Annotated in this window: 23 protein-coding genes and 1 tRNA gene; 10 read left to right on the top strand and 14 right to left on the bottom strand. The window is 59.0% G+C overall.

Going from position 1 to position 22979, the window contains the following annotated elements:
* The first annotated feature begins 29 nt into the window (after positions 1–29).
* From ACHZCU_RS16660 to ACHZCU_RS16625, 8 genes are all read left to right on the top strand, one after another.
* Positions 30–551 carry a phage baseplate assembly protein V gene (locus tag ACHZCU_RS16660; RefSeq protein WP_319519630.1) on the top strand — a complete coding sequence of 174 codons (522 nt, stop codon included), beginning with the start codon at positions 30–32 and terminating at the stop codon, positions 549–551.
* Between the two features lie 132 nt (positions 552–683).
* Positions 684–1073, top strand: a complete 390-nt coding sequence (locus ACHZCU_RS16655; RefSeq protein ID WP_319519629.1) for a phage GP46 family protein — start codon at positions 684–686, stop codon at positions 1071–1073.
* Positions 1070–2224, top strand: coding sequence for a baseplate J/gp47 family protein (locus ACHZCU_RS16650; RefSeq protein WP_319519628.1), 1155 nt, complete (start codon positions 1070–1072; stop codon positions 2222–2224). The genes ACHZCU_RS16655 and ACHZCU_RS16650 overlap by 4 nt, the downstream gene beginning before the upstream one ends.
* A 19-nt stretch (positions 2225–2243) precedes the next feature.
* Entirely contained in the window at positions 2244–2837 is a 594-nt protein-coding gene (locus ACHZCU_RS16645) for a putative phage tail protein (protein WP_319519627.1), read from the top strand.
* 3 nt (positions 2838–2840) lie between these two features.
* Entirely contained in the window at positions 2841–3575 is a 735-nt protein-coding gene (locus tag ACHZCU_RS16640) for a hypothetical protein (RefSeq protein WP_319519626.1), read from the top strand.
* On the top strand, positions 3575–4138 hold the full coding sequence (locus ACHZCU_RS16635; protein ID WP_319519625.1) for a hypothetical protein: 564 nt from the start codon (positions 3575–3577) through the stop codon (positions 4136–4138). The genes ACHZCU_RS16640 and ACHZCU_RS16635 overlap by 1 nt, the downstream gene beginning before the upstream one ends.
* A 186-nt stretch (positions 4139–4324) precedes the next feature.
* Positions 4325–5146 carry a DNA adenine methylase gene (locus ACHZCU_RS16630; protein ID WP_319519624.1) on the top strand — a complete coding sequence of 274 codons (822 nt, stop codon included), beginning with the start codon at positions 4325–4327 and terminating at the stop codon, positions 5144–5146.
* Positions 5147–5254: 108 nt separating this feature from the next.
* Positions 5255–5473 (top strand): hypothetical protein, encoded by a 219-nt coding sequence (locus tag ACHZCU_RS16625; RefSeq protein WP_319519623.1) that lies wholly within the window; start codon positions 5255–5257, stop codon positions 5471–5473.
* Between the two features lie 42 nt (positions 5474–5515).
* Here the strand turns inward: ACHZCU_RS16625 and ACHZCU_RS16620 are convergent, their stop codons facing one another.
* The 6 genes from ACHZCU_RS16620 to proS all read right to left on the bottom strand — a co-directional run bounded on the left by ACHZCU_RS16620 (position 5516) and on the right by proS (position 12234).
* Complete coding sequence (locus ACHZCU_RS16620) at positions 5516–7384, bottom strand: DUF4209 domain-containing protein (protein WP_319519622.1); 1869 nt, start codon at positions 7382–7384, stop codon at positions 5516–5518.
* A 219-nt stretch (positions 7385–7603) separates the two neighbouring features.
* Positions 7604–7688 (bottom strand) — tRNA-Leu (locus ACHZCU_RS16615).
* 364 nt (positions 7689–8052) lie between these two features.
* Positions 8053–8361: a hypothetical protein gene (locus tag ACHZCU_RS16610; RefSeq protein ID WP_319519621.1), complete on the bottom strand. Its 309-nt coding sequence runs from the start codon at positions 8359–8361 to the stop codon at positions 8053–8055.
* Between the two features lie 520 nt (positions 8362–8881).
* A complete protein-coding gene (locus tag ACHZCU_RS16605) occupies positions 8882–9586 on the bottom strand; it encodes an ABC transporter ATP-binding protein (RefSeq protein WP_319519815.1) in 705 nt (234 codons plus the stop codon).
* A 10-nt stretch (positions 9587–9596) separates the two neighbouring features.
* Positions 9597–10892, bottom strand: a complete 1296-nt coding sequence (locus ACHZCU_RS16600) for a lipoprotein-releasing ABC transporter permease subunit (protein WP_106301177.1) — start codon at positions 10890–10892, stop codon at positions 9597–9599.
* A 13-nt stretch (positions 10893–10905) separates the two neighbouring features.
* Positions 10906–12234, bottom strand: coding sequence for a proline--tRNA ligase (gene proS, locus ACHZCU_RS16595; RefSeq protein WP_319519620.1), 1329 nt, complete (start codon positions 12232–12234; stop codon positions 10906–10908).
* A 568-nt stretch (positions 12235–12802) separates the two neighbouring features.
* Here proS and ACHZCU_RS16590 point away from each other — a divergent pair.
* A complete protein-coding gene (locus ACHZCU_RS16590) occupies positions 12803–13423 on the top strand; it encodes a hypothetical protein (RefSeq protein ID WP_319519619.1) in 621 nt (206 codons plus the stop codon).
* Positions 13424–13455: 32 nt separating this feature from the next.
* Here ACHZCU_RS16590 and ACHZCU_RS16585 read toward each other — a convergent pair whose 3' ends face one another.
* The gene (locus tag ACHZCU_RS16585; protein WP_106301184.1) at positions 13456–13722 is read right to left on the bottom strand and encodes a DUF1467 family protein; all 267 of its coding nucleotides are present in this window, start codon (positions 13720–13722) and stop codon (positions 13456–13458) included.
* 158 nt (positions 13723–13880) lie between these two features.
* Here ACHZCU_RS16585 and ACHZCU_RS16580 point away from each other — a divergent pair, with 158 nt between their 5' ends.
* Entirely contained in the window at positions 13881–14540 is a 660-nt protein-coding gene (locus tag ACHZCU_RS16580; RefSeq protein WP_319519618.1) for a hypothetical protein, read from the top strand.
* Positions 14541–14811: 271 nt separating this feature from the next.
* Here ACHZCU_RS16580 and ACHZCU_RS16575 read toward each other — a convergent pair whose 3' ends face one another.
* The 7 genes from ACHZCU_RS16575 to ACHZCU_RS16545 form a co-directional block, all read right to left on the bottom strand.
* Positions 14812–15957, bottom strand: coding sequence for an iron-containing alcohol dehydrogenase (locus ACHZCU_RS16575; RefSeq protein ID WP_319519617.1), 1146 nt, complete (start codon positions 15955–15957; stop codon positions 14812–14814).
* Entirely contained in the window at positions 15954–17339 is a 1386-nt protein-coding gene (locus ACHZCU_RS16570; RefSeq protein ID WP_319519616.1) for an aldehyde dehydrogenase family protein, read from the bottom strand. Before ACHZCU_RS16570 ends, ACHZCU_RS16575 begins: the two co-directional genes overlap by 4 nt.
* A gap of 75 nt (positions 17340–17414) precedes the next feature.
* Positions 17415–18788, bottom strand: coding sequence for a glutamine synthetase family protein (locus ACHZCU_RS16565; RefSeq protein ID WP_319519615.1), 1374 nt, complete (start codon positions 18786–18788; stop codon positions 17415–17417).
* 268 nt (positions 18789–19056) lie between these two features.
* Positions 19057–20103 (bottom strand): TRAP transporter substrate-binding protein, encoded by a 1047-nt coding sequence (locus ACHZCU_RS16560; protein ID WP_319519614.1) that lies wholly within the window; start codon positions 20101–20103, stop codon positions 19057–19059.
* A gap of 114 nt (positions 20104–20217) precedes the next feature.
* Positions 20218–21528, bottom strand: a complete 1311-nt coding sequence (locus ACHZCU_RS16555; protein ID WP_319519814.1) for a TRAP transporter large permease subunit — start codon at positions 21526–21528, stop codon at positions 20218–20220.
* Positions 21529–21542: 14 nt separating this feature from the next.
* Positions 21543–22052 carry a TRAP transporter small permease subunit gene (locus tag ACHZCU_RS16550; protein WP_319519613.1) on the bottom strand — a complete coding sequence of 170 codons (510 nt, stop codon included), beginning with the start codon at positions 22050–22052 and terminating at the stop codon, positions 21543–21545.
* The gene (locus tag ACHZCU_RS16545) at positions 22052–22834 is read right to left on the bottom strand and encodes an N-formylglutamate amidohydrolase (RefSeq protein ID WP_319519612.1); all 783 of its coding nucleotides are present in this window, start codon (positions 22832–22834) and stop codon (positions 22052–22054) included. The genes ACHZCU_RS16550 and ACHZCU_RS16545 overlap by 1 nt, the downstream gene beginning before the upstream one ends.
* Between the last annotated feature and the right edge of the window lie 145 nt (positions 22835–22979).

Genomic DNA, 22979 nt, shown 5'->3' with positions numbered 1-22979 from the left:
CCGTTCGCAACGCGCGGAAAGGAACTGACATGACCGACACCAATCGCGGCATGATCCGCCGCGCAACACTGAAAAATGTGAAAGATAACGGCGCGCTGCAGACGGCTTCGGTCGAGGTCGCCGACGGTGTCTGGCGGCACAATGTCGAGGTCATGCAGCCTTATGGTTTTGCCGCGCATGTTCCGGCCGACGGCGCGCTGGCGATCGTGCTGGCTGTTGGCGGCGATGAAGGCGACCTGGTCGTGCTTCCCGTCGCCAATCCGTCTGCGCGCATGGGCGGGCTGAAAGAAAACGAGGTCGGGCTTTACAATGCCGGCGGCGATCGTATGGTGCTGATGGCCGACGGCACGCTGGATATCAAGACCGGCGCCCAGATCACGATCCGGACAGATGCCGGCGTCTTCATCACCGCGCAGATCCTGAAGGTCGAAGGCGATATCGAAGCCACTGGCAATGTGACCGACAGGAACGGCTCGATGCAGGAAATGCGTGACAAATATAACGGGCACGGTCATCCTGGCGGCCCGCCTCCAAGCCCCCGAATGGACTGACAAACCTCCCGCCGCAGGCATGACATTGACACGCGCGCGCGTGTCATTCTCGCGGCCATGTTTTGCGATGCCGCCCTCATCCTCGATACGGAAGCCCGGTCCTGCGATCTTGCGATTGCAGAAGACGGCGACTTGGCAGTCGACACCACGCCGGTTACACCGATGCTGTTGTCGATCGGCCTTGATGCGCGCGCGCTGGATGGTGATGTCCTGCCGGACGGCCGCACGCAATGGAGCGCAAACCCGTCATCGTTTCAGGAACGGCGCGGCAGCCCCGGCGATGCGCTTGACGGCGATGGCAGGTTTGCCGGTTCAAGGCTCTGGCTGTTGTCGCGCTCGAAGCAGAGCGAAGAAACCCGGCTTCTGACCGAATACTATGCCCGCGACAGCCTGTTCTGGGCCGAGGATATGACCGGCGATGTGGCCGAGATCGAGGCATGGTGGCACGCCCGCAATATGCTCGGGCTTAGATGTTCGGTCGCCGGTGAAGCCATCACCGTTTCGAAAAGGATTGACCGATGAGCTGGCCGATCCCGGATGCCAAGACGATCGCCGCACGCATGGCCGCCACGCTTGAGACCGGCATGTCCAAAGTGCTTGATGCCAAAGGCGTTCGCCACACGCCCAAGGCTATTTCCTTTGCTCTCCGGTCGTCGCGGGGCCTGCTTGCCTGGCTCTTGCGGGCGATCTCGCTTGAGCTGCGTTCGGTGCACAGCCACGTCGCGTGGTGGGGCCGGCAATATTTTGTCGACACGGCCGAGGAAGAATTCGTGGCCCGTCATGCTTCGATCTTCGGCGTCAGACAGCGCCCGGCCACCTATGCGGTCGGAACCGTTACCATCACCGGCGATCCCGAAACGCCATTGCCTTCGGGCTTTGAAATGTCATCGTCCGAGGGGCTGATCTTCACAACGACCGAGGAAGCCATGATCGATGCCGGCGGATCGGTGAGCGTGAGCGCAAAGGCCGCTCTGGCCGGGACTGCAGGCAATTACGAAACCGGCATCCAGTTTACCGCCGTCGACCCCTGGCCCGAGATCGACACGATCACGGTCGAAACCGCCTTTGCCGGCGGCGCTGACGAGATGTCATGGCAGGAGCTGCAGGCCGCCACCATTGCCCATATCCGCAAGCCGCCGCAGGGTGGCGCTGGCTATGATTACCGTGACTGGCTGGATGATGCCTTTGCCGTCAAAGCCGTGCGCGTGATCCCGGATGTGATCGGTCGAGGTTCTGTCGGCGTTGTCGTGGCAATGCGAAACGAGGATGGCAGCGGCCGCGCGCCGAGCGATGAAGAGCGCGAGGCCATGCTCGACTATCTTGGCAAGCCGCTGACGCCGGAAGGCGTTCGGCCGGTCACCGCCTATGTCAGCATTCACGCTGCTGAAATCATCGAAGTGCCGATCACGGTGTGCATCCGCCCGGATACGCCACTGGTCCGCGCGGCCATTCAGGAGGCTTTCGAACGCTTCATCAATACGCTTGGAAGCGATGACGATGACGGCAATGAAACGCCGATCGGCGCCACGATCGAGCGTTCCAGACTGTCGGAGGAAATCTCGGCGGCGGGCGGCGAATATGCCCATGACATGATCGTGCCGGCGGAAAGCTATACGCTGGGCGACTATCAGTTTCCGGTTCCCGGACCCATCACCTGGGCGGTCGAGGCATGAGCGCGGGCGGGAAAAAGACATGAGGCGGCTTGCTGACATTGTGCGTTCTATCCGCGCGCATTGGCCGTTGGGCTTTGCCCGCCCGGCCGAGGGCGGCGTGATGGACGCCATCCATGAGACCGTTGCAGGCGAAGTTCTGACGGCCGAACAGGCGGCAGCGACAATGATGGACGAGATCGATCCGCGCACGGCCGACCATTGCCTTGCCGATTTCGAAAGGGTGTTGGGGCCAGATCCGGCAAAGCGTGATCTGGCGCTTTCCGGCATTGACGATCGCCGCAAGCTTGCCCATCAGCGATGGACCGCCAAGGGCGGTCAGTCCATTCCGTATTTCTTGCGGATCGGCGAAATGCTCGGCCTCGACATCGCAATCACCGAGTTCTGGCCGTCGCGCGCCGGCGTACTTCGCGCTGGAACGCCGCTGATTGCCGATGGCGAGCAGTTCACCTGGCTGATCTCCATGCCGGCCGTTGAGGTTGTGCCTTTCCGTGTCGGCCGGAACCGCGCCGGTCACTCGCTTGCGGCGTTTCAGGTGAACGGCTCGGCCGAGGCGTATTTCCAGCTTATCAAACCGGCGCATACGCGCCTCATTTTCCAATATTCGGGAGCGTGAGACATGGACCGGATTACTGGTACGGCGGTCGCTGATCTAGGCGGCGGCAAACGAGGGTTTCAGGATGAAATACTGTCGACTGGCGGCGGCAGCCAGGAAGGCACGGTCGTCACCGCGCAATGGCTGACAAGCGTCCAGGAAGAAATCATGGCGGTAATCGAAGCCGCGGGGCTGGAGCCTGATGTCGGAAGCTGGACACAGTTACGGAAGGCAATATCGACGCTGATCGCCACGGCCGTCGGTGCGGTCGATCTGAGCGGATATACCACCGACGAGGCGCTGGCGGCGGCACTTGCAAGCTATGTCACCAATCCGACGCTGACAGCGGCCCTTGCGAATTACCTGTCGCGTGCCGGCGGCACGATGACCGGGCCGCTTACGCTGGATAGCGATCCAGCAGGAGACCTCCACGCCGCGACAAAGCGATATGTCGACGATGCATTGGCATTGGCAACAACCAACGCTGTCTCGGCGGGTCTCGGTGTTGGCCAGACATGGCAGGATATGAAATCCATGAGAACCAGCGGGACGGCATATCAGAATACGCTCGGCAAGCCGATCATGGTCTACATATTCGCGAATAATACCGGATATGCATCTATATCTTCGGACGGTGTTACCTATGAGCCAATAGGCGGAGGACTTTCTTCTGAAAACGGTAAGCGCGCTTATTTCATCGTTCCGGTCGGTCACTACTATCGCGCAGGCGCTGCAAATTCATGGCTGGAGCTTCGATAATGGAAAAAGGTTATTATCATCCATCGCGCGGCTACTGGCAGACGACAAGCGCGCCATCTGAACGCATCAAATTCAATTATCCAGATGGCACGGTCGAAGTGCCGGTCAAGCCGGGTGAGGATTTCGCGTTGATCGATGGCGCGTGGGTTGCCGCATCACCGGCTTTGCATGTTTTGCAGGCGCGCAAGACTGCGGCAATCAACAACCGCCTCAATGCACGGCTAGCGGACGGTTACAGGTACGCCGCTGACCAGCATGTCGCGCTCGATCAGTCCAGTCGCGCGGATATGTCGGCCATGGCCGCGACCGCGCTTGCTGTCACATCCGGCTCAGCCAATTGGCCCGACAGCTATAAGACCGGCTGGATCACGGTCGAAAACAGCCGCATCCAGTTAGAGACACCGGACGACGGACTGGCGCTGGCAGCCGCCGTTGGCGATCACTATGCGGCGCTGCGCCAGCATGCCCGCGACCTGAAAGACGCGGTGTTGGCCGCAGGCGATGAGACCGCACTTGAGGCAATCGACACAGAAGCCGGCTGGCCGGGTGGAGACGCGCTGTGACGACCTTCGCAACCGATAAACTCGAGGTCTGACGGCCAGCTTGGAAGACAGGTGGCCAGGGCAAGCCCTGGCGGCGGGCCACAGATTGGCGTCCAGACCCGCCCGACAGCAACAAACGATAACCGTCGCACCCGTACCCGCATTAAGCGGGCCTCGGGCTTGTGACTGAGTCGTGAGATATTTGAAATGGTAAATCAGCGGCCGGTTGCCCCGGTCACGCCTGCAGCCGGTTATATCGGCGGCAAGCGCATCCTCTCGAAAACCGTCATCCGCAAGATCAACGCGATCGACCATGACGGCTACGCCGAACCCTTTGTCGGCATGGGCGGCGTGTTCCTGCGCCGCGATCGCCAGCCGAAGACGGAGGTGATCAACGATATCAGCGGCGACGTCGCCAACTTCTTCCGCATCCTGCAGCGGCACTTTCCGCAGTTCATGGATACGCTCCGCTTCCAGATTGCCGGCAGGCGAGAGTTCGAACGGCTGATGAAGACCGACCCCACCACGCTGACCGATCTCGAACGCGCCGCCCGCTTCCTCTATCTCCAGCGCCTCGCCTTCGGCGGCAAGGTGTCGGGCCGGAACTTCGGCGTCAGCAAGACCACCGGCGCCCGCTTCAACCTGGTCAAACTCGCCTCGACGCTGGAGGACATTCACGAACGCCTTTCCGGCGTCGTCATCGAATGCCTGCCCTGGCAAGACCTCATCCGCCGCTATGACCGCCCCGGCATGCTGTTCTACCTTGACCCGCCTTATTGGGGAAACGAGGCTGACTATGGCACGGGCGTCTTCGGCCGGGAGGATTTCGAGGCGATGGCGGAGGCCTTAGCCGGCCTTCAAGGCACCTTCATCCTGTCCTTAAACGCCGTTCAAGGCGTCTTCGAAACCTTCTCACGGTTCGACATCGAGGAGGTGGACTGCACCTATTCGATTTCGGAGGGGAATGGAAAGGGCGTGAAGGAGGTCATCATCACGCCAGCAAAGCCTTTGCTCGCGGCGGCCGAATGAGGCCGGTGACAGCAAAACTGATTCACATCCGGCCGACGGAAGCACTCCGATTGCTCGTCTTCGGCCGCCACGAGAGCGATGGTCCGGTCATCAACGAAGGAGACCGACATGAGTGACAACAAGATCGCCCTCACCCAGATCATCAAGGCCATGCAGCGCGACGCCGAGGACATCATGAACCAGATCGACCTCGCGGCCGAAGATATCGGCCAGGGTCGCCGCAACAGCGCCATCGGCGCCCTCGCCCCGGTCGACGCCACCATTGAGCGGCTGGCCTCGCTACTGGCTGCAGCAAGGGCTATTCACCGGGTCGGGACGATGGATTGACATGACAAAGCCCGCTTCCTTGGACCAGGAGTTTGCTTTGGCCTATATCCCAAAGATTTCATCGATTGAGGGAGCAACTTCGTTCCACCCGTATTTGATGAGCGGGAGACAGGTAAGGTGATAAACTAGCCAGCAGGCAAAGATTGCCGTGTAGTGGTAATATTCGCCTTCCGTTAGCTTGCCGTGCGCGATTTCATGCCGGAGTGATGGACCCGGCTTATAGATGAACAGCATATCAATTTCGTGAGTGAGATCAGCACCAAACACTTCAATCAGCTGATCTCGCGACGATTCCAACATTCCCGATAATGAGCGGTCTTCCTGTAACAAATCGGGGAACATTTTGGATGTATCTCGGTTGGCATTCTGCAGCACATGTCGAACTGAATTCTCGAGCTGCGGAACCAGGATATTCGCTGCAGATACAAAGTCGCCCTGAAAGAAGCGCGATAGCCCAAGCGCGAAAATATATCCATGCGCTGGCGGGACGAAGGGACTTTGGCCTACGATAGGAGCAAGGTGACGCTCCTCAACGGGAAATCGTTCCATGGCGACCCTTCTAGCAGGCTCAATGAAACCGTTCACCCATTGAGCGCGAAGCATGTCCAGATATTGGATTGACTGTTGCCTCATCCAGTCTTCGTCCGGCTCGCCGTCAATAGGGGCTGCTGGGGTTTCAGCTACTGTTTTACCTTCTCGATCCGTATAGCTGGCGCCGAAGAGAGTGGAGGCAACGAACTCTTCCCGGTTCTTAAGTGCTTGCTCACGCAATTCGCTCACTTTCGGTAGTTTGATCATAAGGGCAAACTGCCGCAGGAACTCCGAAGGCACGAGGGGAGCAAAGTATTCTGTGGTCGTTTTCCGTTCTTCGGACAAGTCCATTGGAATGCTGAACTGACCAGTCTCATCAAGAGCTTCGTCTTGCAATGCCAATAGCTCGAAGCGCAACTGCTGAATACGCTCTTTAAATCCTCCTGCCTCGCGAAGTTCTCCTATCGCAACTCGCGTCCAATATGCTCGAACCATGGGAGAAGGTAATTGATCGCGCATAGCTAGCGTTTGATCGACGGCATGCTCATGGCAGCGCCTTTTGGCGTCATCGTCACCAAGCCTCTTGTATAGGTAGGCGGCAAGCTGCAGGACGCTCTTGACTGCAGGACGGTAAGTTTCCTTGTCGCAACGCGCCGCGAGCGCCTCGGCATCACTGGCTACTCGCTCGACTTCCAGTAACTTATGTCCAATGCCCAATTCCGCAACGTGTCTAAAAGCCACGTATTGATCGGTTTTAAAAGCTCGCTGGTACAGGTCTTCGAGAGCTGCTGCGGCCAAGTCAGGGATTTCTCCGCGCTTCCTTGACCCGGTAATGATCTGGAACGATCGTTTTAGGTAATCTACAAGCTCGATGATGCTTTCCGGCAGGCGCTCCGAACGTGGGGTAAACTCCCCGTCGAGCCTTTTCCTGATCAATGTGCAATAGGCCTCGATAGCAACGTCGGCGCATTCCCTTTTGCTTCTATCATTGTACCAAACCACATCGGCCATTCTCGCCCTCAACGCGGGGTGAGCAATGTCCGCAGCAATTGTCGCCATGACGTCGTTCTGTTCTCCACGCAAATCAGACGCGATGTAGCTGCGCGCAGAAGGCTCTTGCCATCGAGGACCCCACGCACTTGCTGGGTCATCAATCCGAAGGTGGAATGAGCACAAGATAAATAGAAGGCGACATGCTCGCTGCGCGCGCTCGTCTCCCGTCGCTTCAAATTCTTTTATCGCTGCTCCGAGAGCCTTCTCGAGCGAATGAACATCTGAACGACTAAGGCTCCCAAGCAAGACGTCAAGATCAACTGCTGCAAGATCATCAAATGAAGCAATGAGAAACGGAGGACCAGATTGGCTTTCGTCTGCCGCCATTTGCTTCATCCTTTCATGACAACAACGCTACAGCGTCTAGAAACATTGGCCCGTGTGGAGCTGCGTCTAGTCTAGCAGAAGTTTGCTTTCATGAGAGGATGAGGGAAAATAGATTGCTGCAAAACCAGCTGTCAAAATTGCAAAACCGCGCGTCACGCTACACACGCTACACTGTCAAAATTGCAAAACCGCGCGTCACGCTACAACCTGAAAATCAAATGGTGCGCGTGGAGGGACTCGAACCCCCACACCTTGCGGCGGCAGGACCTAAACCTGCTGCGTCTACCAATTCCGCCACACGCGCTTAGAACCGATCAGAAACTACTCGGCTCTCTTAGGCGAGCCGGCGGCTGGATGCAACACGCTTTCCCGTCGTTTTTTTTTCAATAGATATCTCACAGCACCGCGGCATGCTCCTTCACTATGGATGAGAACCTGCAGACCGGCGCAGACGATGAATACAGGCTGTCCTGAAGCGTTTCAGAAAGAACGCGTGGAACCGGGTCAGATGGCGGCAACATGTCAGACGTCCGCAGCATAAACGGAACGGGGCGAATACGAAATCGCCCCGCATAAACTACCTATGGTTGATTAAATCGACATTTCTTTGACATCAACGTCGATCGTTCACTGCCGGAGCCGATATCGATTGCAAGGTCAGCTCCACGTCAGTCCTCATTATCATTGTCGTCGTCGGATTCGAAGCGTTTCTTGACATCATCGATGATCATCATCAGCGCCTCCCTTTTCGATTGGCATGCGTTTTCACGTCCGAAACGCTCAATAAATTCAGAATGTTCAGTGGTAATCACCGTCGACAGGCTGGTCAGCCCGCGATCCTTGAAACTGCGCCGGAAGTTCCGCATGTAGCGGTTCCAGGCGGCACGCTCCTCCTCCGAACGTCCCGACGATTTCCGGCCATCATTGTCATTCCCGCTTTGCCCCATATCAAACCCTCTCTTGTCGAAAGACCTCACCAATCACAGCGAGCATTCCCAATATATACAATTATATATTCGACATCGTATAAGTAAACACAAATAATATTTTTTATTTACTTGTATAATTTGAATATTAAATTGGATAAATATTATTTATTTAAAAACAAAACTCAGAAATACAATTAAACAAAGTTAGAAAAAACATGCAAATTTCAATTACATGTTTTTAAATGGAACGATAAGCGTCACATAAACTTTACTTAACGATGAGGAGAACACTCTTTGGATTCTGCATGTCTATAAATTCCATCTCAGGTTGCATTTCTATATTAGGACTATTTTCCTATTTCGCAACCCGAAATTCAAAAAATAATGCAGAAGATCCCATGCAGTGACGTTCAGCAGCTTGCCGCTGTCGTCACCCCGGACGGGCTGGAGACTCTTGCCGGATATTCAGGCCTTGAGGCGCCTGTCGACGGGCCAAAGGCAAAGGAACGGCTTGCCCGGCAAGATGCAGGGCAAACCGTCACTTCAAGTCGTCAGGTGGGAATGCGGATCACCCGGAAACAGCCGGAACGTCGCGATCGACGACGAGGCCATCCTGCAGGGTTACGCGGCGGTCCATGCGCTCGGCGATTTCGAGGTTGTGTGTCGCGATCAGGGCCGAAAGGCCGGACTGGCGAACGAGCGCTTCCAGTGCCTCGAACACATAACCGGCCGTGCCGGGATCAAGATTGCCGGTCGGTTCATCGGCAAGCAGCAGGCTTGGCGCATTGGCGACGGCACGGCCGATGGCAACACGTTGCTGCTCGCCACCGGAAAGCTCCGCCGGACGGTGCTCTGCCCGGTGGCCGATCTTGAGATAATCGAGCATCTGGTCGGCGCGTTCGCCGGCCTCGCGGGGTGGGAGCCCGGCAATCAGCTGCGGCAGCATGATGTTTTCGCGTGCCGTGAATTCGGGCAGCAGATGATGAAACTGATAGACAAAGCCGACATCATTGCGCCGGAAGGTGGTGCGCGCATCATCATCCAGAGATGTCGCTTCACGGCCGTTGAGGAAGACCTCCCCCGACGTCGGCTTTTCGAGCAGGCCGGCAATCTGCAGCAATGTCGACTTGCCCGTGCCCGATGGCGCCACCAGCGCCACCATCTCACCCGGCATAAGCTTGAGCGATGCGCCCTTCAGGATCTGAAGGACAGAATCCCCCTGCCCGTATTCATGCACGATCGACTTCAATTCCAGAGACGGATTCACCAAGATAATCCTCCCGCTATTCGTAGCGCAGCGCCTGAACCGGATCGAGACGGGAGGCGCGCCACGCCGGAAAGATCGTCGCGATGAATGAAAGCGTCAGTGACATGATGACCACGGTCATTGTCTCGCCGAAACTCATTTCGGCCGGCAGCGTGGACAGGAAATAAAGCTGCGGATCGAACAGCACCGTTCCGGTCACCCAGGAGAAGAACTCGCGGATCGACTCGATGTTGAGACAAACCACCACCCCGAGGAAAACGCCCGCAAGCGTGCCGACAATGCCGATCGCCGCCCCCGTCATGAAGAAGATCCGCATGATTGCGCCGGACGTCGCGCCCATCGTCCTGAGGATCGCGATATCCGGTCCCTTGTCCTTCACCAGCATGATCAGCCCGGAGATGATGTTGAGCGCGGCAACGATCACGATCAGCGTCAGGATCATGAACATCACATTGCGCTCGACCTCCAGCGCTGAGAAGAAGGTGCGGTTGTTCTGCCGCCAGTCGGAGATCAGGATATCCTCATTGGCGGCTTCGCGAACCTTCGGGATCACGGCATCGACATCGTCCGGATGATCGACGAACACCTCGATGCTCTGCACCGTGTCCCCCGCATTGAAGTAGGCCTGGGCCTGGGCAAGCGGCATGAAGATGATCGAGGCATCATATTCCGACATGCCGATCTCGAATATGCCGGAAATCGTATAGGCCTTGACGCGCGGATTGACGCCAAAGGGGGTCACGTCCCCTTCCGGCGAAATCATGGTGATCTTGTCGCCGGCAAAAAGCCCGAGCGACTGCGCCATCCGTGAACCGATCAGCACGCCATCGCCACTGGTATAACCGACCATGTCGCCTTCGATGATATTGTCGGAGACGGTGCTGAGGTTCAGCATGTCATCGGGCCGCACGCCACGCACCAGCGCGCCGCTGCCTGCACCCTGCGCACCGGATACCAGCGCCTGGCCTTCCACCAGCGGAAAGGCAAGGCGCACACCGTCAACGCCCTCAAGGCGCTGGGTCAGGGCGGCATAATCGGGAAACGGCTCACCGGCCGGCAGCACGACGATATGGCCGTTGATGCCGAGGATACGGTTGACCAGTTCGCTGCGAAAACCGTTCATCACCGCCATGACGATGATCAGCGTGGCAACGCCGAGCATGATGCCGAGAAAGGAGAAACCGGCAATCACCGAGATGAAGGCTTCCTTGCGGCGAGACCTCAAATAGCGCCACGCCACCATGCGTTCGAAGACGGAAAAAGGCTTTGCCCTTGCGGCATCCATTGTCTGGTCGGGTTCGCCCGCGGCCATCTGTCGTTACTCCTCAGCGCCCGGCTGTCAGCCGGGCAATCGCGGCGTCCACCGACATCGTCTCGCGGGCGCCGGACTTGCGATCCTTGATTTCGACCTCGCCGGCCGCGACACCGCGCGGACCGACCACGATCTGGCTCGGCACACCGATCAGATCGGCAGTCGCGAATTTTGCGCCCGCGCGTTCGTCGGTATCGTCATAAAGGACATCGAGGCCGGCATTCGCCAGCGCCTCATAGAGCCGTTCGCTGACAGCGCTGCACCCCTCATCCGAAACCTTCATGTTGATGATCACCGCATCAAAGGGGGCGACCGAATCCGGCCATATGATGCCGTTTTCGTCATGAGAAGCTTCGATGATGGCGGGAACAAGGCGGGTCGGGCCGATGCCATAGGAACCCATGTGCACAGGATGTTCCTTGCCGTCGGGGCCCTGCACCACAGCATTCATCGGCTCGGAATATTTGGTGCCGAAATAGAAGATATGCCCGACCTCGATACCGCGGGCGGAAAGCCGTTCGCCTTCCGGCAGCGCTTCGAAAGTGCCCGCATCATGCATTTCGTCGGTAGCGGCATAAAGCGAGGTCCACTGATCGAAAATGCCCTTCAGCGTTTCGACATTGTCGAAGTCGAGATCCGCGGCGGGAATATCGAAATTGACGAAATCGCGATGGCAGAACACTTCGGATTCGCCGGTTTCGGCCAGAATGATGAATTCATGGCTGAGATTGCCGCCGATCGGGCCGGTATCGGCGCGCATCGGGATCGCGCGCAGGCCCAGCCGGTCAAAGGTGCGCAGGTAAGCCGCAAACATCTTGCGATAGGAATGTTCAGCCCCTTCCAGCGTCAGGTCGAAGGAATAGGCATCCTTCATCATGAATTCGCGCGAGCGCATGGTGCCGAAGCGCGGGCGGATCTCGTCGCGGAACTTCCACTGAATGTGGTAGAGATTGAGCGGCAGCTGCTTGTAGGATTTGACGGAGGAACGGAAGATCTCGGTAATCATTTCCTCGTTGGTGGGGCCGAACAGCATGGCGCGGTCCTGCCGGTCGGTGATCCGCAGCATTTCCTTGCCATAGGCCTCGTAGCGCCCGCTCTCGATCCACAGATCCGCCGACTGCATGGTCGGCATAAGCAGCTCCACCGCGCCGGAACGGTCCTGTTCCTCACGGATGATGCGGTTGACCTTGTCCAGAACGCGCTTGCCCAGCGGCAGCCAGGAATAGATGCCCTGCCCGTGCTGACGGATCATGCCGGCGCGCAGCATGAAACGGTGCGAGACAATCTCTGCTTCCTTGGGCGTTTCCTTCAGGATCGGCAGGAAATAACGGGAAAGACGCATCTGAGACTACTTCCTTGTCGCCATCCCGGCGGGCCGGGAATCGATTGCATACTGGTTTTATTCCGGCCCTTTTAGCGGCTTCCGCAACAGAATTAAAGCCGCGAAACAGGCCGGCGGCAGACTGCCCATCAGGGCCGCAGCAAAGGGAGATGACAAATGTCAAGCAATTGAAACGTTGCAGAACACAGTAAAGTGTTTGTCAAACTTAAAAAGTCTTCCGACTGTCGCAAAATTGCAAAATAAGGGATGACAAAGCCCAATCATTGGGCTAGGTTAAGCCCATAAAACAGGCAGGGAGCTTAAATTCTTGCCTTTTCTTCGCGGTCAAGTCTTGGGAGGATCGATCCTGGCGCGTTTGTCGCAGCCCCGGAAACGGAACGGATCACGCGATACTTGAAAACAAGGCCTCAGGCCTTGTTTTTTTTTTGCAGTTTTGGCAACGGCTTCATCTTCTCCGGATTAATACTTTCTTTGCCACGAAACGAGGCTTTGCCCACGCCGCGTTGACCCCTTCAACCATTTACCGGAAAACGGCCCGACGACTTCGCGTAAAAGGACAGGACCGGCCGTGCCCCGCAACCAGTTTACATCGATGGCCGCCACGGCAGTGCTGACCGGCTTCGCCACCCTGCCGGTATCCGCACATGCTGCCGATCTTTCCGATGCCTTCTTCCTCGATCTTTCCGGCGGGCCCGCGGCCTTCATGCTGCATATGAACGAGGATGCGCTGGATGACCTGATCGCCGACAGCTACTGGGGCATTGACGGCCGGCTGGGCGTCTGCAGCAAGGGACCGGTCAATCTTTGCGCCGGGGTGACCGGGTTTACATCGCTCGGCGGCACCACGCAGGAGATCGAGACCCGTACCGGCGGAGGCAAGACCGACACGCAGCTGAACTCCATCGGCGCCTATGTCGCGGCAAAGGGCAATCTCGGCCTGGTGACGCTTTCGCCCTATGCCGGCTACCGGCAGGTCTATGGCGATGTGACGGTCGAGAACAATTCCCGCCTCGCCCCGGAAGACATCGACAGCGGCGCCTATTACGGCGGGCTTGAGACCAGCATCAAGTTCCTGCTGACCGATCTCGAGCTCGGCGCGCGTTTCGAATATGGCCGCTCGACCGGCGACAGCGGCACCAAGGATTACGATTACGGCCTCGGCAGCGCCTTCCTGCGCATGCGGTTCTAGAACTCGTTCCGCTCATCTCAAAAGGTGCCGGATCAGGACGTCCAGAAAAGCGCCGACAGGTCCTCCAGCCCGTAGCCCGCAACGATCACGACCAGATACCAGGCGGCAAAGACGAGCGCTGCCACCAGCGAAGTCCAGAAGATCACCCGCCAGGGACGAAAGCGATGCGGCGCGCTTGCCGTGGTGCCGGGGACGACATCGCCCTCCTCATCCTGGGTGCGCAGCCCGAAGGGCAGAACCGCAAACAATGTCACCCACCAGATGACGAAATAGACCGCGAATGCGGAAAACAGCGACAAGGTTTCCTCCCGTCCAGACAATGCGACCTGACGACACCTAGAGCATTTCGAAGGTCGGACGCAACTCTCCCCCCGGAACATCCGGCTCTCGCAGGTGTTTGACGGAAAAGCGTGGAATTACCCCGCATCAGCCATCAATGACCGAAGGAGCGTAAACCATGACAGTGAAGGCGAGCGAGAAAGCGATCGTGAAGGCCGTTCTGGAACGCTACCCCGAAAGCTATGCGGAAATACTCCATATCGATGTGACGAAGAACACGCCGGCGCCTCTGTTTCAGTGGCTCGTCTGCGCACTTTTGATGAGTGCGCGGATCAGCGCCGACAAGGCGCAGGAGGCTGCGAAAGCGCTTTTCGACGCCGGCTGGACGACACCGGAGAAGATGGCGGCCACATCCTGGGCGGAACGCGTGAAGGTGCTGAATGAAAACGGCTATGCCCGCTATGACGAAAGCACGGCGCGTTATCTTGCCGACACGCTCGATCTGCTTAAAGACGAATACGGCGGCGACCTGCGCCGGCTGAGGGACAAGGCCGGTCGTGATCCGGCCGAACAACGCAAACGCCTGAAGGCCTTCAAGGGCATTGGCGAGACCGGCGCGGATATCTTCTTCCGCGAGGTTCAGATCGCCTGGGAGGAGCACTACCCCTTCTGCGATGCCCGCGCGGCCAAGGCTGCCGAAAGCCTCGGCCTGCCCGGGGACGGTAAAAACCTGGCCGCCCTTGCCGGCAGCAGGAAGGCTTTGCCGCGCCTTCTGACCGGTCTGGTGCGCGCCGACCGCGACAAGGCAAAGGACGAGATTCTGGAAGCAGCTACGTAAAACAGAAAGGCGTTACAGTCGCGGCGCGCTCAGGGCTGCGGACGCCATTCTCGGGCCGGTCCCGAGGAGCCAGCGACATTGATGCATAAATTGAACATCTACCGCATAACAGTTTGATTTATTTAATTTTCAAACTGAAATTCCGGTGACGATGGACTGCGACTGGATGCTCGGGGCAAGCCCGAGCATAAAGAAGGATGGCGAACCGTGCCCTATCAACAGCTGAAGGTTCCACGGTCGCAGCCCCTTTCAAAGACCGGACGAAACCGCCTTAAAAGCAGTCGGCCAGAAGCGCTCTGGTATTTTCGAGCGTCATCTCGACGGGATTGCCGCCCGTGCTCGGGTCCTCAAGCGCCATCGCCGCAAGTTCGTCGATGCGGTCCGGTGCAATGCCCATTGCCGTCAGGTTTTCCGGCACGCCGAGTGCTGACCTGAACTCGAGAATGAAATTGAAAAAGCCGTCATAACCACCGGAAATACCGATATAATCGGATGCCAGTTTCAACTTTCCTTCAATCTTCTCGCGATTGAAGCGCAGCACCGGTGGCATGACCACGGCGTTGGTCATGCCGTGATGGGTGTTGTAGACCGCGCCAAGCGGATGGGAGATCGCATGAATGGCGCCGAGCCCCTTCTGGAAGGCAACGGCGCCCATCGCCGCAGCACTCATCATTTCGGCACGCGCTTCCAGATCCTCCGGGTCATTGTAGGCGCGCGGCAGATTATCCTTCACCAGCCGCATGCCCTCCAGCGCAATACCGTGCGACATCGGGTGGTAATGCGGCGAGCAATAGGCCTCCAGGCAATGGGCCAGGGCATCAAGCCCCGTACCGGCGGTGATGATTTTAGGCATACCGACGGTCAGTTCCGGATCGCAGATCACCACGCCCGGCAGAAGCTTCGGGTGGAAGATGATCTTCTTCACATGGGTTTCGGAATTGGTGAGCACCCCGGCCCGGCCGACTTCCGAGCCCGTGCCGGCAGTCGTCGGCACCGCCACGATCGGGGCAATCGCATCGGCATCGGCCCGGGTCCACCAGTCGCCGATATCCTCGAAATCCCAGACCGGCAGGGTCTGACCGGCCATCATCGCCACCAGCTTGCCGAGGTCGAGACCGGACCCGCCGCCAAAGGCGATCACGCCGTCATGTCCGCCCGCCTTGTAGGCGGCGATACCGGCGGCAAGGTTCTTCTCGTTGGGGTTCGGATCGACGTCTGAAAACAGCGCGCAGTCCAGTCCGCTGCCGGAAAGGATATCGAGCGCATTTTGCGTGATCGGCAGGCCGGCCAGCCCCTTGTCTGTCACCAGCAGCGGATTGGCCATGCCGAGGCTCTTGCAGGCGTCAGTGAGTTCGGCGATGCGGCCCGCGCCGAACTTGATCGTGGTCGGATAACTCCAGTTGGCTGTGAAGCTCATTGTGTGACTTTCTTCAGATGGTACGACTTCGGACGGGTCAGGTTATGGTAGCCGATAATGGAGAGCGAACCGCCACGGCCGGTGTTCTTGCAACCCGTCCAGCACAGCGCCGGGTCGAGATAATCGGCGCGGTTCATGAACACGGTCCCGGTTTCAATGCGGGCGCCGAGTGCCGCCGCGCGCTCGTGATCGGCGGTCCACAGCGATGCGGTCAGGCCGTACTGGCTGTCATTCATCAGCGAAAGCGCCTCCTCGTCGGAGGAGACCTTCATGATGCCGACGACCGGGCCGAAACTTTCCTCGCGCATCACGCTCATGCTGTGATCGACATTCACCAGAACCTGCGGGGCAAGGTAAGTGCCGCCGTCATCCGTGGGAAACAGTTTCGGGTCGACCAGCGGCGTTGCGCCGGCGGCGACCGCCTCTCCGATCTGCTTGCGCACGACCGCGGCAAAGCGCCGGTTTGCCATCGGGCCCAGCGTCGTCGCCTCATCCAGCGGATTGCCAAGCGTGTAGGCGGAAGCGAAGGCAGCCGCCTTTTCGACAAAGGCATCATAGAGGCTTGCCGTCACATAGATCCGCTCGATGCCACAGCAGCACTGGCCGGCATTGTACATGGCGCCGTCCATCAGCGTCGCAACGGCCGCATCGAGATTGGCATCCTCCATGACATAGCCCGGATCCTTGCCGCCAAGCTCCAGCCCTAACGGCGTGAAGGTGCCGGCGGCTGCGCGCTCCATCTGACGTCCGCCTTCAACAGAGCCGGTGAAGTTTATGAAATCAAAGCTTTTTGCCGCAATCAGTTCGGATGTTGTCGCATGATCGAGAAACAGATTCTGGAACAAATATTCCGGGATCCCCGCCGACACGAAAGCCTTAACGATGCGCTCGCCGACCAGCAGCGTCTGGCTGGCGTGCTTGATGATCACGGCATTTCCGGCAATCAGCGCTGGAACAATGGTATTGATCGCCGTCATATACGGATAGTTCCACGGCGCGATGACGAAGACGACGCCATGCGGTTCGCGCGCGATGTAGCGCCGGAAATTGCCGCTGTCTTCCAGCGCGATCGGCGCCAGCCCTTCCGCCGCAACGCTGGCCATATACTCGGCGCGCTCGTTGACGCCGCCGAACTCACCGCCATAGCGCACCGGCCGGCCCATCATCCAGGCAAGCTCCTCAACCACTTCGTCGCTCATGGCATTGAGCGCCCTGATGCCCGCCTGCACCAGCGAGACCCGCTCGTCCAGCGGCCGTCGCGCCCAATCCTTCTGGGCCGCACGCGCCCTTGTGACGGCAGCGCTTGCGGCGGCAGCGGAAACCGCCTCCCGCTCGGCATAGACCGATCCATCGATCGGCGAAATACATTGGATCATCGTCATGACCACCATCCTGTCATTTTCACTTTTATATCAAGAGGTAATGCCGTTTTCTTGCACCGATACGGCATCGCCCCTTCAAGCCCGTTCAAATCCGCGCGCAATCTCCCAATCGGTGACGCGGCGGTCGTATTCTTCCTGTTCCCATTCGGCGGCGCGACAATAGTGGTCGATGACACCGTCACCGAAAGCCGTTCGCAGCAATTCCGAACCGTTCATGGCGGCGGCGGCCGCGCGCAGCGTCTTCGGAATTTCGCGGATATCGCCGCCCGCGCCATAGGCGTCGCCGACATAGGGTTCTTCGAGCGTCATCTGTTTTTCGATGCCATCGAGGCCCGCGGCAAGCTGGGCGGCAAAGGCGAGATAGGGATTGAGATCGGCCCCGCCGATGCGGCACTCGATGCGAATGCCCTTGGTCTTTTCCCCACAGAGCCGGAAACCCGCCGTGCGGTTGTCGCGCGACCAGATCGCCTTGGTCGGCGCGAAGGTGCCGGCCATGAAGCGCTTGTAGGAGTTGATATAGGGCGCCATGAAATAGGTGATTTCAGAGGAATGGGCGAGCAGGCCCGCCACATAGTGCTCCATCAGCTTCGACATGCCATAGGGCCCGTCGGGATCGAAGAACAGCGGGGTCGTGCCGTCAGCGCTCCACAACGACTGATGCACGTGGGAGGAATTGCCGGCGGCATCGTAATTCCACTTGGCCATGAAGGTCACGGCCTTGCCCTTCTGCCAGGCGATCTCCTTGCAGGCATTCTTGATGATGGCGTGGCGGTCGGCCATGGTCAGCGCGTCGGCATAGCGGACGTTCAGTTCTTCCTGCCCGGCATCCGCCTCGCCCTTGGAATTTTCAATCGGGATGCCCGCGCCCTGCAGGCCGTTGCGGATCGCCCGCATCACATCCTCCTCCTTGGTGGTCTGGAAGATGTGGTAATCCTCGTTATAGGCGCTCGACCGCTTCAGCCCGCGATAACCGGCTTCCTCGGCGCTTTCGAAAGACTGGTTGAAGAGAAAGAATTCAAGCTCGGTCGCCATCATCGCGCGAAAGCCGAGCGCCTCAAGGCGGGCGACCTGTTTTTTCAGCAGCGCGCGCGGCGAATGCGCAACCTCGCCATGCGTGGCATGGTCTTCGACATCGCACAGCACAAGTGCCGTGCCTTCCAGCCAGGGAATGCGCCTCAGCGTGCCGAGGTCGGGCTTCATCGTATAATCGCCATAGCCTGCCGCCCAGCTTGTCGATTCATAGCCTTCGACAGTGTGCATCTCCATGTCGGTGGCCTGCACATAATTGCAGCAATGGGTTTCGCGATAACCGCTTTCAACGAAATATTCGGCGTGGAAACGCTTGCCCATCAGCCGGCCCTGCATATCCACCTGACAGGCAAGCACCGTATCGATCCGGCCTTCGGCCACGTCCCGTTTCAGTTCGTCGAATGTGTAGCTTGCGCTCATCAGGCTCTTCCCATCGGTTGTCGAACGCGACTGCGGCGTCCTTCATGTGCGACCGCCCGGAGCAAACGTGCTCCGGACGATCCTTGTCAACAGTGTTGGCGCCGGCGGCAAGGCCGCCTTTGCCCTTCCCTCAAGTGTTATGCTCGGGCCTGACCCGAGCATCCAGGCGGCACGGAGAACCTTGCCTGGCCCCTCGGGTCAAGCCTGAGGGTGACGCGAAATAGAGGCACGGGTGACAGTTAAAACCCTGCCCCGGTCGCAGCCCCGATCAGCCGGCGCGGTAGGGCGGGCCGGCTGCCTTCATGTCGGCCTGATACTGTTTCAGGATCTTGACCACTTCGGCCGTACGTTCGGTCTCGGCGGCAATCTCGTCCCAGAACGTATCGGCGGCATCCTCCACCGTTTTCCATTCGGCATCGGGAATGGTGGTCAGTTCCAGCTTTTCGCCATGGGCGCGCAGCCGCGCCTCGCCGCCCCAATACCAGTGCAGGCGGTGCAGATGCGAGGAATCAGTGCACATGCGGAACAGCACCTTCAGATGCTCCGGCACTTCGGCCCATTTGTCGGAATTGACGAAGAACGAGCCGCACCAGCCGCCGGAAATATTGTTGGTGAGGAAGTAGTTGGTCACATCGGCCCAGCCGACGGTGTAATCCTCTGTGATGCCAGACCATGCCAGACCGTCGAGTTCGCCGGTCTGCATGGCGACCTGCACGTCTTCCCACGGCAGCGTGACCGGCACCACGCCGAACTGCGACAGGAATTTGCCCGCCGTCGGGAAGGTGAAGATGCGCAGGCCCTCGAGATCGGACAGGCTTTTCACCGGATTGACGGTGGCGAAGTTGCAAGGGTCCCAGGCGCCGGCGGAAATCCACTGCACGCCGACCTCCGCATAGGCCTTTTCCCAGATATCGGCGAGGCCGTATTCGTAAAACAGCGTCGGCACATCGAGGCTGAATTTCGAGGCGAAGGGGAAATAGCCGCCGAATACCTTGATATCGAGCGGCGAATTCATCGAGTCGTCATCGGACTGGACGGCATCGATGGTGCCGCGCTGCATGGCGCGGAACAGTTCGCCCGTCGGCACCAGCTGGTCGGCGGTAAAAAGCTGGATTTCCATCTCGCCATTGGCCGCCGTGTTGAAAGCCTCGATCGACGGCTTGATGACGTGTTCGGCCAGTGCCGCTCCGGCATAGGTCTGCAGGCGCCAGGTGATCTTGCTCTGGGCGCGGGTGACGGCGGGGGCGGCAAGCGCCGTGGCGCCGGCTGCGGTCGCAAGGCCCGCATTCTTCAAAAAACTGCGTCTGTTGGTCATTGCTGCTTCCCTCTGTTTTGCTTCTCAGGTCGTTGAGACCCGGCCTTCTGCCGGGCCTTCCTTCACAAACGCCCGGTCGAACGGACGCACACCAACGCGCTTCGGCCACTCCCCTCAGCGCGCATAGACGAGGTTCGGCAACCACAGGGCAATCTGCGGAAATGCCGTGACGATCGCCAGGCCGGTGATCATGATCATCACGAACGGCCAGACGGAGCGGTAAATATCGGTCAGCGAAATCTCCCGCGGGGCCATCGCCCGCATCAGGAACAGGTTGTAGCCAAATGGCGGCGTCATATAGGCGATCTGGCAGGTGATGGTGTAGAGCACGCCATACCAGACCAGATCGAAACCGAGATGGCCGACCAGCGGCACGTAAAGCGGCGCGACGATCACCAGCATCGCCGTGTCATCCAGAAACGTGCCCATGATGATGTAGGAAATCTGCATCATGATCAGGATTTCCCAGGGGCCGAGGTCCCAGCGCTCAAGCAGCAGATGTTCCAGCGCCCTGACCGCACCGAGCCCGTCAAACACCGCGCCGAAGCAGAGAGCAGCCAGAATGATCCACATGAACATGCAGGAAATGCCGAGCGTCTGCTCCATGGTGCGGTTCAAAAGCTTCCACGTCAGCCGCCGTTTGACGAGGGCCGCAACGAGCGCCGAGAGCGCGCCAATGGCGGCACTTTCCGTCAGGCTGGTGACGCCCATCAGGAACAGGCCCATCATCAGGAAGAAGATCAGGAAGGGGATGATGCCGGCGCGCAGAAGCTTCAACTTCTCGCCAAGCGGCATGTCGCGTTCTTTCTTCGGCAGCGACGACCCGAGCGCCGGGTTCATGCGGCAGCGGATGATGATGTAGATGATGAACAGGGCCGCCAGCAGCAGGCCGGGCAACGCGCCTGCGACCCAAAGCTTGCCGACGGGCTGGCGGGCGATCATGCCGTAAAGCACCAGCACCACGCTCGGCGGCACCAGAATGCCAAGCGACGAGCCCGCCTGAATGACGCCGGACACCATGATCTTGTCATAACCGCGCCTGAGAAGTTCCGGCAGCGCGATGGTCGCGCCGATGGCCATGCCCGCCACAGAAAGTCCGTTCATGGCCGAAATCACCACCATCAGCGCAATCGTGCCGACGGCAAGCCCGCCCGGCAGACCGCCCATCCACACGTGAAATGCCTTGTAGAGGTCTTCGGCGATGCCGGATTCCGACAGCATGTAGCCCATGAAGATGAACAGCGGCAGCGTCAGCATCGGATACCACTTCATCAGCTTCATGCCGGCTGAAAAGCCGATTTCGTAGCCGCCCGTGCCCCACAGGAAAGCCGCCGCCACAACACCGACAAAACCGATGGCAGCAAACACGCGCTGGCCGGTCAGCATGGTCAGCATCATCGAGAAGAACAGCAAAAGCGCGATCATTTCATAGGAAAGGCTCACGTGATCGGCCTCCCCAGCGCCTTTGCCAGATCCTTGAAGAAGATCGAGGTGGTCTGCAGGAACATCAGGAAAATGCCGATAACCATGGTGATCTTGATCGGCGCCATATAGGGCGACCAGCTGGAATAGGAGGTCTCACCGTATTGCAACGCGTAGCTGGTCGAAGAAACGCCGCCGATCAGAAGGAAGATCAGATAGGTGAACAGCATGAATACCGTGATCGCGTCGACAATCGCACGCTGGCGCGGAGACCAGCGGCCGTATATGAGGTCCATGCGCACATGGCTGTCGAGCTGCAGCGAATAGGCGCCGCCGACGAGGTAGTAGGCCGTCATCACGAACTGGGCCATTTCCAGCGTCCACAGCGACGGATTGAAGAAGGTCTTGGAAACCGACGACCAGAGCAGGATGCCCATCATCACGAAAATCAGCCACATGGCGATGCGGCCGACCACGCGGTTGAAACCATCGACATAACGGACATAGGTCTTGATTGCCTCAGGCATCAAGCCACCTCCCGCATGCCGTCGAGGCATTCGCTCAAAAGCCCCGCGACAAAGCCCGCAACCGCGCCCTGCCCCGCCGCATCGGCGATCAGGTCGTTGCGGATCTCGATCATGACATTGAGCAGCCCGGGCTGCAGCGCATGGCGGCGCAGCGTGTGGGTCACGCCGTCCACCGGCGCATAGGGCTCGTTGCGGCGAACGTCATAACCACCGGCCGCACCGGCCCTTTCCAGCATGCAATCGGCAAGCCTGCGGTCCCGGTCATGAAGAATGCCGATTTCGACATCGCGTTTCCGGCCCTTGAAGACGGGCGTGAAGGAATGAACGGTGACGATGATTGCCTTGCGCCCGGCATGCGCGTGTTCATCCAGCAGCGTGTCGATGCGTTCGTGGAACGGCAGGTAAAGCGCCTCGGCGCGCTCGGCCCTTGCCACCGGGCCAAGGCCGCTATTGGCCGGCACCTCGTAAATCTCGCTGACATCCGGAATGGCATCCGCCGCTTCCGGCGGCCGGTTGCAGTCATAGACGAGGCGGGAGAACCGCTGATGCACCAGCGTCGCATCGAGGGCCGCGCTCAAAAGCTTCGCAACAGCAAGCGCGCCCGGGTCCCAGGCGATATGGCTTTCGAGCAGGTCAGCCGCCAGCCCCATGTCGCCGAGGCGTTCGGGAATGGCCCGGCCGGCATGTTCGCAAATCAGCATGATCCTGCTTTGGCCGGATGCGCGCTCGACAATGACGGGCGCACCATCGCGGGCGCTCAACAGCCCCGGCTTTCCCAACATCTGTTCCCCTGCATTTTCTGCATTTGGTTTTGTAAATAGTTCTTCAGAAAACCGTCCGTGTCAATCATCCAGTGAAAACTTCTATTCATATTTTCCATTGACGGACCGGCCGCGCCGTTCCTAAATGGCGGAAAAACAGGAGACG

This window comes from uncultured Martelella sp. (assembly GCF_963677965.2).
GTDB classification, from domain to species: domain Bacteria; phylum Pseudomonadota; class Alphaproteobacteria; order Rhizobiales; family Rhizobiaceae; genus Martelella; species Martelella mangrovi.
This window is presented reverse-complemented; position numbering and strand designations above follow the sequence as displayed.

Bases quoted from the DNA above. Each gene is read 5' to 3' on its own strand.
- ACHZCU_RS16575 (WP_319519617.1), bottom strand. From the start codon at position 15,957: ATGAGCTTCACAGCCAACTGGAGTTATCCGACCACGATCAAGTTCGGC.
- ACHZCU_RS16545 (WP_319519612.1), bottom strand. From the start codon at position 22,834: ATGTTGGGAAAGCCGGGGCTGTTGAGCGCCCGCGATGGTGCGCCCGTC.
- ACHZCU_RS16555 (WP_319519814.1), bottom strand. From the start codon at position 21,528: ATGATCGCGCTTTTGCTGTTCTTCTCGATGATGCTGACCATGCTGACC.
- ACHZCU_RS16620 (WP_319519622.1), bottom strand. From the start codon at position 7,384: ATGGCGGCAGACGAAAGCCAATCTGGTCCTCCGTTTCTCATTGCTTCA.
- ACHZCU_RS16560 (WP_319519614.1), bottom strand. From the start codon at position 20,103: ATGACCAACAGACGCAGTTTTTTGAAGAATGCGGGCCTTGCGACCGCA.
- ACHZCU_RS16625 (WP_319519623.1), top strand. From the start codon at position 5,255: ATGAGTGACAACAAGATCGCCCTCACCCAGATCATCAAGGCCATGCAG.
- ACHZCU_RS16640 (WP_319519626.1), top strand. From the start codon at position 2,841: ATGGACCGGATTACTGGTACGGCGGTCGCTGATCTAGGCGGCGGCAAA.
- ACHZCU_RS16645 (WP_319519627.1), top strand. From the start codon at position 2,244: ATGAGGCGGCTTGCTGACATTGTGCGTTCTATCCGCGCGCATTGGCCG.
- ACHZCU_RS16660 (WP_319519630.1), top strand. From the start codon at position 30: ATGACCGACACCAATCGCGGCATGATCCGCCGCGCAACACTGAAAAAT.
- ACHZCU_RS16565 (WP_319519615.1), bottom strand. From the start codon at position 18,788: ATGAGCGCAAGCTACACATTCGACGAACTGAAACGGGACGTGGCCGAA.
- ACHZCU_RS16580 (WP_319519618.1), top strand. From the start codon at position 13,881: ATGACAGTGAAGGCGAGCGAGAAAGCGATCGTGAAGGCCGTTCTGGAA.
- ACHZCU_RS16635 (WP_319519625.1), top strand. From the start codon at position 3,575: ATGGAAAAAGGTTATTATCATCCATCGCGCGGCTACTGGCAGACGACA.
- ACHZCU_RS16630 (WP_319519624.1), top strand. From the start codon at position 4,325: ATGGTAAATCAGCGGCCGGTTGCCCCGGTCACGCCTGCAGCCGGTTAT.
- ACHZCU_RS16650 (WP_319519628.1), top strand. From the start codon at position 1,070: ATGAGCTGGCCGATCCCGGATGCCAAGACGATCGCCGCACGCATGGCC.
- proS (WP_319519620.1), bottom strand. From the start codon at position 12,234: ATGCGTCTTTCCCGTTATTTCCTGCCGATCCTGAAGGAAACGCCCAAG.
- ACHZCU_RS16550 (WP_319519613.1), bottom strand. From the start codon at position 22,052: ATGCCTGAGGCAATCAAGACCTATGTCCGTTATGTCGATGGTTTCAAC.
- ACHZCU_RS16570 (WP_319519616.1), bottom strand. From the start codon at position 17,339: ATGACGATGATCCAATGTATTTCGCCGATCGATGGATCGGTCTATGCC.
- ACHZCU_RS16600 (WP_106301177.1), bottom strand. From the start codon at position 10,892: ATGGCCGCGGGCGAACCCGACCAGACAATGGATGCCGCAAGGGCAAAG.